Origin of the sequence: Salinimicrobium catena (assembly GCF_900102915.1) — a bacterium.
GTDB lineage: Bacteria > Bacteroidota > Bacteroidia > Flavobacteriales > Flavobacteriaceae > Salinimicrobium > Salinimicrobium catena.
Window position 1 is genome coordinate 288,734 of record NZ_FNGG01000003.1, and the last position, 14,684, is coordinate 303,417.

14 protein-coding genes are annotated in these 14,684 nt (G+C 43.0%); 5 read left to right on the forward strand and 9 right to left on the reverse strand.

From position 1 onward, the window contains the following. Nucleotides 1-3 precede the first annotated feature (3 nt). A complete protein-coding gene (locus BLS64_RS09135) occupies nucleotides 4-915 on the reverse strand; it encodes a YitT family protein (protein ID WP_245693408.1) in 912 nt (303 codons plus the stop codon). Between the two features lie 255 nt (nucleotides 916-1,170). On the opposite strand from BLS64_RS09135, the gene BLS64_RS09140 reads away from it, so the two are divergent. Then, nucleotides 1,171-1,581: a hypothetical protein gene (locus BLS64_RS09140; RefSeq protein ID WP_093113210.1), complete on the forward strand. Its 411-nt coding sequence runs from the start codon at nucleotides 1,171-1,173 to the stop codon at nucleotides 1,579-1,581. A gap of 7 nt (nucleotides 1,582-1,588) precedes the next feature. Beyond that, nucleotides 1,589-3,433, forward strand: a complete 1,845-nt coding sequence (locus BLS64_RS09145) for an adenylate/guanylate cyclase domain-containing protein (RefSeq protein WP_093113211.1) — start codon at nucleotides 1,589-1,591, stop codon at nucleotides 3,431-3,433. A 70-nt stretch (nucleotides 3,434-3,503) separates the two neighbouring features. On the opposite strand, the gene BLS64_RS09150 is transcribed toward BLS64_RS09145, so the two are convergent. Further along, nucleotides 3,504-3,962 carry a hypothetical protein gene (locus tag BLS64_RS09150; RefSeq protein ID WP_093113212.1) on the reverse strand — a complete coding sequence of 153 codons (459 nt, stop codon included), beginning with the start codon at nucleotides 3,960-3,962 and terminating at the stop codon, nucleotides 3,504-3,506. A 295-nt stretch (nucleotides 3,963-4,257) separates the two neighbouring features. On the opposite strand from BLS64_RS09150, the gene BLS64_RS09155 reads away from it, so the two are divergent. Continuing rightward, nucleotides 4,258-5,736, forward strand: a complete 1,479-nt coding sequence (locus tag BLS64_RS09155; protein WP_093113213.1) for a flavin monoamine oxidase family protein — start codon at nucleotides 4,258-4,260, stop codon at nucleotides 5,734-5,736. A 73-nt stretch (nucleotides 5,737-5,809) separates the two neighbouring features. Next, a complete protein-coding gene (locus BLS64_RS15210) occupies nucleotides 5,810-5,968 on the forward strand; it encodes a hypothetical protein (RefSeq protein WP_176763460.1) in 159 nt (52 codons plus the stop codon). 120 nt (nucleotides 5,969-6,088) lie between these two features. Here BLS64_RS15210 and BLS64_RS09160 read toward each other — a convergent pair whose 3' ends face one another. The 7 genes from BLS64_RS09160 to BLS64_RS09185 all read right to left on the reverse strand — a co-directional run bounded on the left by BLS64_RS09160 (nucleotide 6,089) and on the right by BLS64_RS09185 (nucleotide 12,500). Next, nucleotides 6,089-8,359 carry a PAS domain-containing sensor histidine kinase gene (locus tag BLS64_RS09160; RefSeq protein ID WP_093113214.1) on the reverse strand — a complete coding sequence of 757 codons (2,271 nt, stop codon included), beginning with the start codon at nucleotides 8,357-8,359 and terminating at the stop codon, nucleotides 6,089-6,091. 165 nt (nucleotides 8,360-8,524) lie between these two features. Further along, the gene (locus BLS64_RS09165) at nucleotides 8,525-8,998 is read right to left on the reverse strand and encodes a hypothetical protein (protein ID WP_093113215.1); all 474 of its coding nucleotides are present in this window, start codon (nucleotides 8,996-8,998) and stop codon (nucleotides 8,525-8,527) included. 127 nt (nucleotides 8,999-9,125) lie between these two features. Further along, a complete protein-coding gene (locus BLS64_RS09170; protein ID WP_093113216.1) occupies nucleotides 9,126-10,184 on the reverse strand; it encodes an endonuclease/exonuclease/phosphatase family protein in 1,059 nt (352 codons plus the stop codon). A 169-nt stretch (nucleotides 10,185-10,353) separates the two neighbouring features. Next, a complete protein-coding gene (locus BLS64_RS09175) occupies nucleotides 10,354-10,893 on the reverse strand; it encodes a lipid-binding SYLF domain-containing protein (RefSeq protein WP_093113217.1) in 540 nt (179 codons plus the stop codon). A gap of 125 nt (nucleotides 10,894-11,018) precedes the next feature. Beyond that, the gene (locus BLS64_RS15215) at nucleotides 11,019-11,156 is read right to left on the reverse strand and encodes a hypothetical protein (RefSeq protein WP_176763461.1); all 138 of its coding nucleotides are present in this window, start codon (nucleotides 11,154-11,156) and stop codon (nucleotides 11,019-11,021) included. A gap of 28 nt (nucleotides 11,157-11,184) precedes the next feature. Beyond that, the gene (locus tag BLS64_RS09180) at nucleotides 11,185-11,904 is read right to left on the reverse strand and encodes a DUF3307 domain-containing protein (RefSeq protein WP_093113218.1); all 720 of its coding nucleotides are present in this window, start codon (nucleotides 11,902-11,904) and stop codon (nucleotides 11,185-11,187) included. After that, the gene (locus BLS64_RS09185) at nucleotides 11,901-12,500 is read right to left on the reverse strand and encodes a transcriptional regulator (RefSeq protein ID WP_093113219.1); all 600 of its coding nucleotides are present in this window, start codon (nucleotides 12,498-12,500) and stop codon (nucleotides 11,901-11,903) included. The genes BLS64_RS09180 and BLS64_RS09185 overlap by 4 nt, the downstream gene beginning before the upstream one ends. Before the next feature lie 192 nt (nucleotides 12,501-12,692). On the opposite strand from BLS64_RS09185, the gene BLS64_RS09190 reads away from it, so the two are divergent. After that, on the forward strand, nucleotides 12,693-14,618 hold the full coding sequence (locus tag BLS64_RS09190; protein ID WP_093113220.1) for an ATP-binding protein: 1,926 nt from the start codon (nucleotides 12,693-12,695) through the stop codon (nucleotides 14,616-14,618). The last annotated feature ends 66 nt before the right edge of the window (nucleotides 14,619-14,684 follow it).

Genomic DNA, 14,684 nt, shown 5'->3' on the forward strand with positions numbered 1-14,684 from the left:
TCTTTATAGGTTTTTTGAGGTGTGTTTTCCTATACCTCCTTTAACTTCTTTTATTCGCTGAACGAAGAAAAAGGCATTGGGATCTATTTGAAGGGTAGCTTCTTTTATTCGGTGAATTTCCAGCCGGGTTACGATGGTCATTACGATATCACAATCATGCTTCACTTTGAATGAATTGGGAAGATAGCCTCTTTCGCCTTTATACACAGTTATTGCTTTTCCAAATTCATTTACAATTAAGGATTTTACTTCCTCACATTCACCTGAAATGATGGTGAGCGCAGTGAATTCTTCAAAGCCATCCACCACATAATCTGTAGTGCGTGCAGCTGTGAAATATACTAAAAAAGAATACATCGCTGTTTCTATATCAAAAACAAAGGCTGCGCTCAAAAAGATAAGGGCATTGAATGCAATGATGATCTCTGCCGTTGAAAAAGCCGATTTTCGGGTGGTGTATAAGGCCATGATCTCAATTCCGTCGAGCACACCTCCCGCCTTGATCACCAGGCCAATTCCGAGGCCGATCAGGAATCCTCCAAAAACGGCAATGAGCACCTTGTCTTCAGTGACCGCAGGGATCTCTATGAAATGCATGAGGACGGTGAGCATTAGAATGGATAGGAGGGCCCTGAAGGCAAAAGTTTTTCCGATCCTTCGGTAGCCCAGGTAAAGAAAAGGCAGGTTAAAGACCACCAGCAGGTAGGTGAAAGGTACTTGCAGGATCTCTTCCACCAGGATGGAAATACCCGTTACTCCGCCATCAAGAAAGTGATTGGGCAGCATAAAACCCTCCAAAGCGATCATTGCTGAAAATACTCCCAGGATAGAATACAAGATCGATTGTATAGAAATAAGTGAGCCCCAGTCAATGCTTTTATGCCCGTTCTCCTGAAGTCGGTTTTTGGATTCCAAACTGAATTGATTTAGTTAAGAGTATCTTCTTTTAAAGTTTGATGGTTAAAAGAAATTGCTCTCTGGGGGAAGAACAAATGGATTCGGCTAAAGAGGGAGCTTCTTATAAATATAAGTTTTTTATTTAATTATCATAAGGAAGGCAGAAATTTAATGCAGTTGACAGCAGATATTTACCCTTTACCGAAAATTATTTAAAATCGATACAATCTTTATTATCTTAATTATCAGTTAATTAACCAAACTTTTTCAATTATGGGACAAGATACTGATATCACTATGCAGGTCGATACCAAGAACATCAATAAGCACAATGTAGACAGCCATGTAACATTGACAGACAACCGCAGTAATAAACAACCTTCTAAGGATCCGAAAAATTTTACTTCTCAAATCAGTAAGGGTAAAAAAGTAACATGGTCTGGAAATGCCAGAGATGAATCTGATGATACGATCCAAATAACCAATATTACCAAAAAGGAAACCCACGAACCCGAGTTATTGCAGTCACGTGGAAAAGGACCGGATTCTAATGGTAAATACAAGGCTAATGTTAAGGATGAATTTATTAAGGGAGTGGAGGGATATTATATCGAATTCACCATAAATCACAATAAACATTCTGTGTACAGGGTTGATCCTAAACTTGCAATGGAAGAAAACTAATTTTTCGATGTATACTTTACGAATCATCGTAATACTACTTTTCCTATTACCGGGCTTCCCGGGTATAGGTCAGGAGCGCTATGATCTTGATAGTCTAAAACAAATATTTTACTCCACTCCTTCCCGCCAAAATGATCTGGAACTATTAAGAGCTATAAGTTATGGTTCGATGGCACCGGATAGCATTGTTAAATTTTCTGATCTGCTTATAAAAGCCTCACTGGAAAGTTCCAACAGGTACTTCTTAATGAAAGGAAATCACAAAAGGGGAGTAGCCTGGCAAAGGAAGGGAGAATATGATAAGGCTTTGGAAGACCTTTTCAAAGCCGCGGAATTGGCTGACGCTATAGATAGTATTTCCAGCCTTGGAAATACCTATATAGAAATTGCTAATGTTTACTCAGAGAGTGACAATTCTACTTTGGCCTTTTCTTATTATAACAGAGGGATCGAAGCTTTGAGAAGAGGAGGTGATTCTCTGGCTGTTGGCCTAACTCTTTATAATTTTGGAGATGACCTGTATGAAAGCGGAAAGTTAGATTCCGCTTTACTTGTGACCCGTCAGGCAAGAACGATCTTTAAAAAATACAAAAGGTCTGATTACGAAGCTTACAGTTTAGGGAATTTGGGCCGTATTTATGCTCGGCAGGGGCAAATGGACCGGGCAGAAGGTCTTTTAAACAGGGCTATTGATACTCTTGAACAATATGAAGATTACATAGCTATCACAGATTTTGCCGGTACCCTTGCAGAAGTCGCCCTGGAAAGAGGCGATACGTTGGCAGCTATAAGATTCGCAGAAAGAAGCCTGGAGGCCGCTGAAAATTTTCAACTTAAGGAAGACCTTAAGAATGCCCATTTTCAGCTTTCCCAGCTGTATGAATCTGTTGGGGATAGCGAGGAAGCCCTTAAGCATTACAAACAATTCGTCAGGTTCAAGGATAACCTGGAGAATGTGGAAGCCTATCGTAATATGGCCAACCTGCGAACAGACTATGAACTGGCGAAGAAGCAGAATGAAGTTGACCTGCTCAATGAGCAGAGAAAGAATCAGCAGATCATCGTTGTGGCTTCTATCATTGCCCTGGGATTGATCCTTCTGTTAGCCCTTGGTCTTTACCGGAGGAACAAATTCATTGGAAGGACAAAAAAGATCATTGAAAAGGAAAAAAATCGGTCTGAGCTGCTGTTGCTGAACATACTTCCGCAGGAGACCGCATTGGAATTAAAGGAGAAAGGAAGGGTAGCGGCAAAAAGGTTCGAATCGGCAACTATTTTGTTTACCGACTTTAAAAATTTCACTCATTATGCCGAAAATCTTTCCCCGGAAGAACTGGTAAAGAGTGTGGATTTCTATTTTTCTGAATTTGACAGGATCGTGGAAAAATTCGGGCTCGAAAAGATCAAAACAGTGGGAGATGCCTACATGTGCGCTTCGGGGGTCCCATTTCCATCTGAAGATCATGCAGAACGGGTAGTGGCTGCAGCCTGTGAAATGCTGGATTTTGTGAATGATGCAAAAAATCTTACTTCAGAAGTGGAAACCCGCTTTGACATCAGGATCGGGATCAACACGGGGCCGGTAGTGGCGGGGGTAGTGGGCAGTAAAAAGTTCGCCTATGACATTTGGGGAGATGCTGTGAATATCGCTTCACGAATGGAAACCACTTCAGAGAACGGGAAGATCAATATTTCAGAGAACACTTACCAACTCATAAAGGAAAAATTCCAGTGCAGCTTCCGCGGAGAAATTCCGGTCAAGCATAAAGGCATGATGAAAATGTATTTTGTGGATTGTATGAAAGATCCTGCTTCCTGGCCTCAGAATGAGATGCAGCTTTCAGGAAAATGATACAGGGCTACATGTTTTTTCAATAAGTAGGTAAAGCTGCTGTCTATCTAAAAATGAGGGATATTTGCATTTATTTAGTTGGAGACGACTGATACCTACGTGCCAGCTGGGTTTTTGATGATTTGACGTAAGATTGCCACTCCTTATTGATCTCTTCGGCTTTCTCAGGGCTTCCGGCAAGTTCATGGAAGGCTTTTCCCCACTTAACATCTTCTGGACTTATTTCCCAATTCAGAGCTTCCGGTCCATCTTTTAAGTGCCAGGTTATCATCATATCCCATTCCCCGGTTACAAGATCCAGCATCATGGCAGGTCCCGGAATACCTGCATTTTCTCCTGCAGCCGCAAAATAATCCTTTATAATCTTCTTTGCCGATTGGGTTTTTCCGGTATCGAACTTCAGATATGTGATTACATAATATTCGGGATTATCATATTTCTTGGGCTTCATCTCCTCTTCCTGAGCAGAAATGGAATGAAAACAAAAAAGAAAGGCCAGGACGGTGAATGATAGTTTGAATAATTTCATGACTTCTGGTTTTTAGATAGTTAAAAAATGATATTAATTACTTTTAATTTACTGATTTTTAAGAATATGGGTTCTTATAGGGAGCGGATTTTCGTTGAAAGCGGCCTATTCATCGATCTAAGACCGGAACCAAGTTGTAGGTCATTTTGGATGATCAGAGGTTCAGCAGGATCAAAAAAAAATTTTATATTAGAGTGGTAATAGGTTGTAAATCTGTTTTTTACCTCACCCCGGTTCTACCCCCTGCGATTTTAACCTTTTGATAAAAAGAATAACCAACCTAAATATACACGTTATGAAAGCAAGGAAAAATCACATTTCCAGGAAACTATTTTTACAGCAGCTCAGTATCGGAATTGGTGCTTTGGGAACCGGAATTTTCTTTCCAGGGAGTCTCAGCGCGGCAGAGTTTCTTTCGGGTAAGACTAATAACCCCAGGAAAGTTCTGGTGATCGGTGCAGGACTTGCCGGGCTTGGAGCTGCCTGGGAGTTAAAGAAAGCCGGGCATGACGTTACCGTGCTGGAGGCTAGAAACCGTTCCGGCGGCAGGGTTTCTACTCTTAGAAAACCTTTTTCAGAGGGATTATATGCCGAGGAGGGAGCAGCCGCCTATGGAGCTACCTACACTGTCGCGAAAAACCTGATCGAGGAGTTTGGACTGGAAACAATGCCTTATCCCATGCCGGAAAAGACGGTTTATCATCTTAATGGAAAACGCATCACCTATAGTCCTGGGGAACAGGTAGTCTGGCCTTATGAGCTCAATGAGAAAGAGCAGGGAATGGATCCAATGGCTCTGGTCAAGATGTATATAATAGACACATTGCCCCAAGAAGTTGGAGAACCCGATTTGTGGAAGAAAGAACCAGTGGTTAATCTGGATCACCAATCTCTGGAAGAATATTTAATAAAACAAGGGGCCAGTGAGGGCGCCATCAAGCTCATTCGAAACACCCAGTGGTTTGCCGCAGTGCCCGGAGAAACTTCGGCCTTGTCTACAGGAGTTTCAGACTTCGGGCTTTTCATGATGGGCGGTGTTCCCTTTATCCTGAAAGGTGGAAACGATAAGTTGCCCCAGATTATGGCTGATAAAATGAAAGATAATATAGAATATGGAGTGGAAGTGGCTCAGGTCAAAGATAACGGAAGAGGGGTAGTTGTGAGAGATAAAAATGGTAAGGAATACACAGCCGATGAGGCGATCGTGGCCGTTCCTTTAAAGGTAACCCAGAAAATTGCTTTTGAGCCGCAGCTTTCTGCAGCAAAAAGGTCGGCACTTGAAAATATGCCGGTAATGCACCTAACGCGAACTTTCTTAAAAGTGGATAATCCTTACTGGCTTGAGGAAGGCCTATCTGGCGCTGCTCATACAGATCTTGCAGTAGGGCAGGTTAATCCTTATTTCCATTCTCAGGATCCACAGAATAATCCGGCTGTACTTGAAGGATATGTGGCCGGACCGAAAGCAGAAAGCCTTGCCCGTCTGCCAGAAGAGGAGGTGATCAAGGAGATTAAGACTCAGATGGAAAAAGTATATCCTGGAATTGAAGACCATTTTCAGAAAGGTCATGTGAAGGCGTGGAGTACTGATCCATATGCTTTAGGCGGCCCCAGCTGGCCAGCTCCCGGAGATGTTACTGCATACCTGGAAGACCTGCAGTCTTCCCATGGCCGTATACATTTTGCCGGGGAACACACCAGCGTGCTTAGAAGTACCATGGAGGGTGCCCTTAGATCTGGGATGCGTGCTGCACAAAAAATAGCTGTCACCTAAAGTATTATTAACATATTCTTATGATTGGTTCGATATTGGAAGGATTAACCGGTACAGGTTAAAATCGTTCGTTATGAAACCAATCAATAATGAAAATGAGAATGAGCTTTTAGAGCATTTCGAGAAGGATTATCAGATCAACTGGAATTGGCTGTACCTAAGGAGCCACCTGGTATTTGCCATCCTGGTATTTGTAGGGATGTTGGTTTTTGTGTGGTGGATCACCACCTGATATCTGGTTCGTGAAACATTTCTCCAACTGCAAAAAAGGATCTTTGGCATCAAAATGCGTGAGAATTTTTTCCCCAGATTTGTGGAAAATGCTGGGGAGAAATTTCGCTGTTTCTTTGAATCAATGCACTTCTGCATTGGGAAAATAAATTATAAAAGTGGTACCCTCATTGAGTCTGCTACTAACTTTAATGGGAGCGTCATGTTCCTCTAAAATGCTTTTTACCGAGCTCATTCCAATCCCCATTCCGGTTTCTTTATTGGAGTAGAAAGCTTCAAAGATATGATCTATCTGGTCCTGGGTCATCCCCTGTCCGTTGTCGGAAATACGCAGCATGAAATCGGTCTTATGTTTTTTGATCTCGATCTCTATTCTCCCTTCTTCGGGAGTGGTCGCTTCGCTGGCATTGACTATCAGGTTTAGAAGGGCGATCTCTAACTTTTCCTTGTCAGCCAGTACAGGGAATTTCCCTTTATAGTTCTTTTCCACTTTGATCCCTGAAAGATAGATCCTGTCAGCGGCTTTATGTATGGTATTGTCCATCATTATGGCCAGATCTTCTTCTTTTAATACCGCGGGGCTGTAATTCGAAGCATTCAAAAGGTTATTTACAAGGTCGTTCAGGGTTTTGGTACTTCTCTTCAGGATCTTGAAGTAGTTACTGTAGTTCTCTCCAACGGAATCTTTTAATTTTCGGCTAAGCACTTCTCCGACCATACCAATGCTGGCCAGCGGATTGCGGAGCTCATGTGCAAAAGTTCGGGCTATCTCCCCCTGAATCGAAAGTTTTTCAGCCTTCAGCAAAGCTTTCTGAGTATACTTTTGTTCATGAATGTTCCTGATCAAAAGCACATATTCATCTACCCACGCTGCGTCACGTCTTTTAAAGATCTTTCCGCGGAGGTTAAACCACTCCCAGGCAGATCCTTTTAACTTAAGACGGATCTCTTCTTCAATAATATCCTCTGCAGATGATTTGAGAAGATTCCGGTGAAACTGCATGATCTTTTCCCGGTCGCGCGGATGGATGTAAGGAAGAACCTGCTGCAGTTCTCTTCCAACGACATTATCTTTGATTAACCCGGCTTCAGGGGCCAGGTCTTTGTTCATGTACCTTATAGTATATGAGTTCAGGTTAATGATCATGATCACCTCGGGCGTTGCCCTTACCAGCTCCTGTTTGAAACGCATGGTTTCTTCCAGTTCTTTGGCTTCTGCTTTTCTCTGGCTAATGTCTTCTATAGTAGCTATCAACAGGTCATTCTGCGCTCTTGCCGTTAATCTAAACCAGTGGTTATAACCTTCCTTGTCAAAATAAACCTCGTCATCAAGAGGCTCGCCTGTGGTCATTACCTGTTTATAAGCATCAAAGGTTCCCATTTCAACCCCGTGCTTAGTGGTTTCAAGATAGGTTCGGCCAATGATCTCCTCTTGCAGGTACATTTCCTGCAACACCTTATTCGTTCTAAGGAAAATAAAATCTTTGATCCTCCCTTCTTCGTCATAGATGGCTCTTAGAACAGCAATAGCCAGGTTGGTGGTGTCGAAAACGCTTTGCAGCAGATCCCTTGACTCCTGCAGGTCTTTATGGTGACGTTCCAGCCTGTTTTGAAGTTCTTCCTCCTGTTTCTTTTCTCCGGTAATATTTCTGAAAAGGATCCCGATCCTACGGCTGTCCTTTTCCCCAACCTTAAAAGCATAAAGATCCAGCCAGGTATCCCCCAAATTGGCATTATACTCTTTAAATCGGACGGGTTCCCCGGTTTCTGCGACTTTGGCAAAAGCATTGAGCCATTTCTCATTGGGTTGTTTTACCAGTTCCCTCACCGTTTTCCCTGTCACGTTCTTGAAGTCTACATGTTTCTGAAATGCAGGATTGGTCTTTAAATAAAAATAATCAAGTGGAATTCCGTCTTTACCATAGATCATTTCGACGATAGCAAACCCGTCGTGAAGAGAATTGATCAGGTGCTCGTATTCTGTTTGCAACGAATTATAACCTGGATTCTGCGACTCTTCTATGGAATTATCCCCGGCAGGAGAAGCAAGGGAAAGTACCTGTTGTTTCTTTTCGGTCTGCGGCTGGTAAAGACGATCCTTAAAGATAAAGGTCTCCCATTTATCGTTCTTACCTTTCAGGCGTAAGGGGTATATAGTGTCTCCCTCACTGTTGATCTGCTTCAGGTGTTTTAAATATCCGTTATAATCTTCGGGATGAACGAATTCCTTATAAAAGCAAAGCTCTTTTTTCTGAAGAGCAGAAAGATCCATGCCACAGTATTGCTCACCGACATCATTCAGAAATTTCACATGGGCATTATCAGGATCTACAAGTAAAATGAGTTGTTGCGTAGGCAGTATATTTAATTCAGAAGCGGTTTTCTGGGACATATAAATTTACTTTAATTGGGGTTTTGCTGTAATTTCTGAAGCTTCAGAATTGAACAGCCGATCAATTTACAACCTTAAAACTTAATTCTAAGTTAAAACTGACTTTTTTGGAAAGCAAAAGCCGGAGGGTCTCCGGCTATAAAAATCAAATACCCACGAACTTACCTACTGCGGGGTGTTGTTCCTTTGTCTTTGCTGCATTCTTTCCTGCATTTGCCTGTACATGCTGGTATCGCGTTCCATCATCACCATAATGTGCTGCAGCATGCGTCTGTGAAGCTCTGGATTTCTGCGGAACATGGTAGTATCCTGCTCCATCACCATCATCATTCCCTGCATCATGGTGTCTACCACCTGCGGATTGTTCATCATCATTCTTCTCATCTGGTTCCTTCCGTACATATTGCGCATCATAGGTCTGTTGGCAGCCATCATCTCCATGGCCTGATCGCTATTGCGCATTTCGGTAAGGAATTCCTGTAACAGCTCGTCATCGTTGATGATCTGCTGGTATACTTCCTGTCTCTCTTCGGGATCTTCGGTAAGGTCAATTCTGTCATCAGCATCACAACCTATGATGAGCAATGAAAATAGGAAAAGAATACCTAGTTGCAGCTTTGTCTTTAGAGTTTCCATCATTTTTAGGTTTGGTTATACTATTTAAATTACTAAATATTGATGGGATATTTGTATTCTTAAGTTATTCTTAACTAATAAGTTAAGTGTAGTGGTGAAAATTGAAAGAAAACTGGAAAAGAAAAAAGGATTATCTTCCTTTTTCGATCTTTTCCTCTGCCCATTCTTCCTCTTCCCTGTCGGCCTGTTCGGGTTCATCATTGAGCTTTTCGGCGATGGAAACATGGTTGAGCTCGATGTAAATAGGAAAATGGTCAGATCCTATATTTGGCAGTCTTTTAAGTTTAAGCAGGGCGAAATCCTTACTGTGAAAAACATGGTCCAGGGGCCATCTAAAAACCGGGATTCCCGCGTGGTAGGTATTGTAAAATCCGCGGCCTATCCTGGGATCCACGAGTCCGCTTATTTGCTGAAAGAGCCTGGTAGTGCGAGACCATGCCACGTCATTAAGGTCACCAAAAACCAGGGTGGAGTCCTGTTCTTTTACTTCTTTTCCAATGAGCAGTAATTCGGCATCCCTGTTGGTGGAAGTGGCATCTTCACTGGGGCTGGGAGGCTTGGGGTGCAGGCAGTGGATGTTCACTTTCTCCCCGTTGCGCAGGAGGACATAGCCGTGAATAGAAGGGATCTCATCCGAAATAAGGAATTTCACTTCAATATTTTCCAGCTCCAGTTTAGAGAACAGGTGCATTCCGTAGAGATTGTCCTGGGGAATTTTTACCGTATAGGGATAATCGTTTTCGAGCACTTCAAGTTTTTCTTCCCACGTCTTGTCGGTTTCAAGCGTTAGGAGAATATCCGGATCCCAATATTTCACCAGCTTTAAGAGCCTGTCATATTTTTTGTTCGGGGTAAGCACATTGCTTACCAGGATAGAGAGGCGGGTATCAGAACCTCTTCCTTCCAGCCTATAGACCTGTTTACGGGCCAGAATGGTATATGGGTAGATCTTTACCGCCTGATACAGAAAACTTATAGAGAGGAGGGAAGCAAGTACCACCTGCCAGGTACCCCACATAGGAAAGACCAATATCACAAGACCCAAAATAAAAAGGGTAAGCACAGATATTTGTAAGCGCGGGAAATCAAATCCTCGCACCCACCACTGGTCAAATCTTGTAAGAGAAGCTAATGTAGGCACCAGAGCCAGTACAGCGAATATTAGTACGGCTATTTCTAAAATGCTCATAAAATTGGGGTTCTAAAAGACATTATAAATATAAAAATACCAATTGGTTTAACAGGCTTTTTCGCATGGCTTAATCGCGGTTGGGTTTTGATTCTTCTGAAAGTCAGTAACATAAAACTGAATTAAAATAAAAACGGCTTTTGATAAAAGCCGTTTTCTTTGGCTGGTTTTATAAGGGCCTGAAATCGAATTTTTGACCTCCTACCGAAATTCCTGCCATAGCGCCGGCTTTTGGAACAGTGACTATGGCTATACCGTCCTGAAATTCTATGTCTCCCGAAACCCCTTCGTCCAGCAGTACTGCCGATGCATTTGCCGAAAGTTCAAAGTTCCCATCCTTGAACCGCTGCAAAGCCGATGCACTTTCGAAAAAAAGGATCTCCACAAAGGCCTTCCCGCCTAATTGAAATCCCACATCTACCTGTTTTAGATCGGCATAACCAATATGCCTGCCGTTCTCATATACGGCCCCGTTACCCGAGGCGCCGCCCACTATGTAAGCTCCTTTTCCCACATTCGGAAAAATGGCATATCCCTGGGCTTCATCAAACATTCTTGCCGCGTTGGGATATTTTTCCCTTATCATTTCTCTTTCTTCGCGAACATCGTTCATTAGATCATCTCCGGTCTTTCCGGAGCCACATCCTGCCAGCCCTACGAACAGCAGGAACAGGAACACCGGGAGCATCTTTTGGCTTAAATTTTTCATCTCTAAAGCTGGTTTTGATTAGTACCCTTGAAGTTACTTACAGATGAGAAGAACCTTAGTTAAACAAATGTTATTTTGAGAGGAAATATTGCCGATATTCTGCCGGAAAGGGTTAATGGACAAGGCTAAAGCCCTTTCTTCTTTTTCTCTTCTTTTTTCCTGGTTTTTCGCACCTGCTTTCGCAGCTGGATCACAGTAAATATGATCACTGCCAGCAGCACTGCACCACTTACTATCGCGTATCCTAACATGCTTCCAGTCATAGTTTCAAGTTATGAAAATAAGTACAGATCAGCGCAGCAGGTTTTTGATGAAAAGGTAAAAAAGCCCTGTGGCTATTGCCAGACCAAAGCTCAGCAGAGTGCCGATAAGCACGTATTCTGTTAATTTGCGGTCTTTTGCACGGGAAAGGTCACTGAACCTGAGAATGGATTTTGCCGCTATAAGCCAGCCAATGGCCGCCCACTGCTGCAGTACGATGAACCCGAAAACCAGGAGCCTTTCCAGCATCCCAATATATTTTCCCGCTTTGGGCAGGGAATCCTCTTCATTGTCTTCAGGAAGCTGCCAGCGGTCCATTAGCAGGCGCATGGCAATAGCCGAAACCGAGGTCACACTCAAAATCGACAACAGCAAGAGGAGGGAGGCCGGGGAAAAAATGAACCCGGTATTTATTTCAAAAGGATAATAAAAATAAACCACTCCACACAGTACGAGGACATGAGCAAGCTGGTCCAGCAGGAAGAGAAGATTATTGTTGTACCTGCCTTCCAGGTGTAGTTTGCCAAGGTCAATCAAAAAATGAGTGACAAGGATCCCTAAAAGACCTAACCAGTAAGTAAGATCGAACTGTAACAGGAGGAGCAAAGCAAGAGCATGGACTCCCAGGTGCAGGTACAGAGAGGCCGATCTTATTTTGCGCTGTCTTTTATCGCGTATCCAGCGGTCCGGTTGCAGCACAAAGTCTCCAAGAATATGAGCTAACAGTAGTTTTAGGGCAAAAGTGATCATAAGCGGTTTATTCTTTTTTGGTAAAATTCTTCCAGTCGGGAAATCTCATCATAGGCTCCTCTTTTGAGGGCTTCACTCAGGCTGCTCTGAGATTTTCCCAGCATCTCTGCCAGTTCTGTCTGGTTTTTTGCAGGGTTTTCCAGGGCGGCCTGTATAGCTTCGGCTACTGTGGTACTCCAGTTGTTCATGGAGAGCAGCGCCAGGTCTAGCAGTAGGTTGAACAATTCGTCCTCTTCAGGATTGCCGGTAAAGATGCCCATGTTCTGCTTTTTTAGGGTATCAAATCCCTCCCCCGATCGTACAAAAGCAGAGCCGTTCGACTCGCTCACCTTCTTCGCCTTATGCTCGAGCTCTCCTAGGCCAATGGCGATGCGTACATCAAGGTTTTTTATTTTTTTTATGCCAGCCTTGATATGGACTGCTGCAAGAAGAGCTTTATCTGGGGAAATAGTGAGCTGAAAACTGTCACCACGATAGATCTCCCATTGCGAAGGATTATTCCCGTAGTGGGAAAGTATTTTCTTGAGTAAAGGCAACCATTGGGTAGCCGGTTGTTTTCGGGAGTTGACGATATCTCCTGTAATTACTGCTATCATGTGCTTAATATCGGGTTTTTAAACGATATGAGCAAATATCGGAAAATTTTCAGATAAACAAATTAATAGGATAAAAAGCCGATAATATAAGGCTTCGTGTGGATTAGGCGCCCTACAGCCGCCAATAAAAAATATTCAAAAAACACCCTGAAAATTTAATTTAACAGCAGTATTTTTTGTTAATTTTGTGTTATGAATTTCCTAAGACACCCTATTTTCCTGGTTCTCAGTCTCCTTTTTTTTGTTACAGGCGGATGTGAGGAGCAAATTGAAGTGCAAGATCCTGAAAATGCGCCCTTAGAACCTGGTACTGCCGGTTATTATTACGAGCAGGGAATCAATACTTCAGACCTTGAAGAGAAACTACGCCTTTACAATGCGGGACTCGATGCGGTGAAGAGCAAAAAAGACACAAACTTTGTGGCACTCCTGGAGGGAAAGGTCTATGCATTGCAGGCAATGGGCGATTATGAACGCAGTGAAAAATGGATCAAGGAGCTCATCAAAGCGGCAGAATTTCAGAAAGACACCTACTTTCTGGCCATGGGCTACTACCGCAATTATAGAGTAGATCTAAAGCGGAACGATCTGGAACAGGCTTTTAAAAATGCATTTATTGCCCGGCAATTGAACCTTAGCATGGGAGATACAGCCCCGGCAGCGAGGCGCAGTTTTGACCTGGCTCACGTGCAGATCGATATGGGAGACTATCCGGGCTCACAGGAATCTGCGGCCGAGGCGCTACAGTATCTTAATCCGCGAAAAGACTCTATATTTATCAGTGCAGCTCATAATCTTATCGGCCTGGCCTATATGGACCAGGGGTTTAATGAAGATGCCATAAAAGAATTCAGGAACGCCCTTAGTTTCGCTGCCAGAAAAAGGGATAGCCTTACATTTCTTCACAATATTGCCATAGCTTACAAGAACCAGGAAAAATATGACGATGCCATCGAGATCCTCGAGGAATTGGCCTCTTCAAAAATTCCTGACACTGCCTCAAAAAGCCGATTCATAGATAATCTTGCTTACACCCGATGGCTGAGAGATTCCACAGAGCGGGTTGATTCCCTTTTCTTTCAGGCTTTAGCAATGAGGGAGCAGATCAAAGATACTTTAGGATTAAATACCAATTATTCTCACCTTACTCATTATTTTGAGAATAAGAACAAAGACCAGGCCCTAAAATATGCCCGGGCAAGTCTGGAAATGGCCGAAGCAACTTCGGTGGTTTCAGAAGTAAGCGCCTTAAAGAAATTGATCTCCCTTACCAAAGGAAAAGAGAGAGAAAATTACGTGGAGAGATATATGTTTCTGCACGATAGTATCGACGAGGCAAACCTTAAGGCAAAGAACTATTTTGCCAAAATAAGGTTGGATGAAAAAAAGAAGCAGCAGGAGATCAACACTCTTGAAGAGATCAATTATAAGCAGGCGCTGGAGGCACAAAAACTGGAAAACAGAAATTTGTTGAGTTCTTTTCTCGCTATTTTCATTGCACTTTCAGCCGCCATTCTTTTCTATTTCTTAAAGCAGAGGAGCAAAAGAGAAAGGATCAAGGGGATATACCTCACAGAAAGACGCATCTCCAAACGTATTCACGATGAGCTGGCCAATGACATGTACGATCTAATGAGCAGCATGGAGCAGGAAGCTTCTCGCGAAACAAAAGACAAACTGGCCAGGATCTACTATCGTACCCGTGATATTTCAAGGGAGAACAGCAGCATTGATACCGGCGCGGAATATATAGACAGCCTGGTGGCCATCATCAGCAGTCTTGCCGGCAAAGCCAGGATCATTTTGAAAGGGGAAAGATCGGTCAACTGGCAGCGACTGGAGGAGGAAAAGAAGATCGTGATCTATCGGGTTTTGCAGGAGCTCATGGTCAACATGAAAAAGCACAGCGACGCACAATTCGTAGCCATCAGTTTTTCTACGGAAGGCAAATGGCTCAATATTGATTATAAGGATAACGGGAAAGGCTGTGACGGCAGTTTGAAAAACGGGAACGGATTGATCAATGTAAGGAACCGGATCTCTTCGGTAGACGGAAAGATCGAGATAGGATCTGAAAAAGGAAAAGGCTTTAAGGTGAACATGCGCATCCCAGTCTAAATCCTGATAGGTCTGCTTAATTGTCATTCATTTTTCTTATTTTCATTTTCATTAAAAATCATCTTC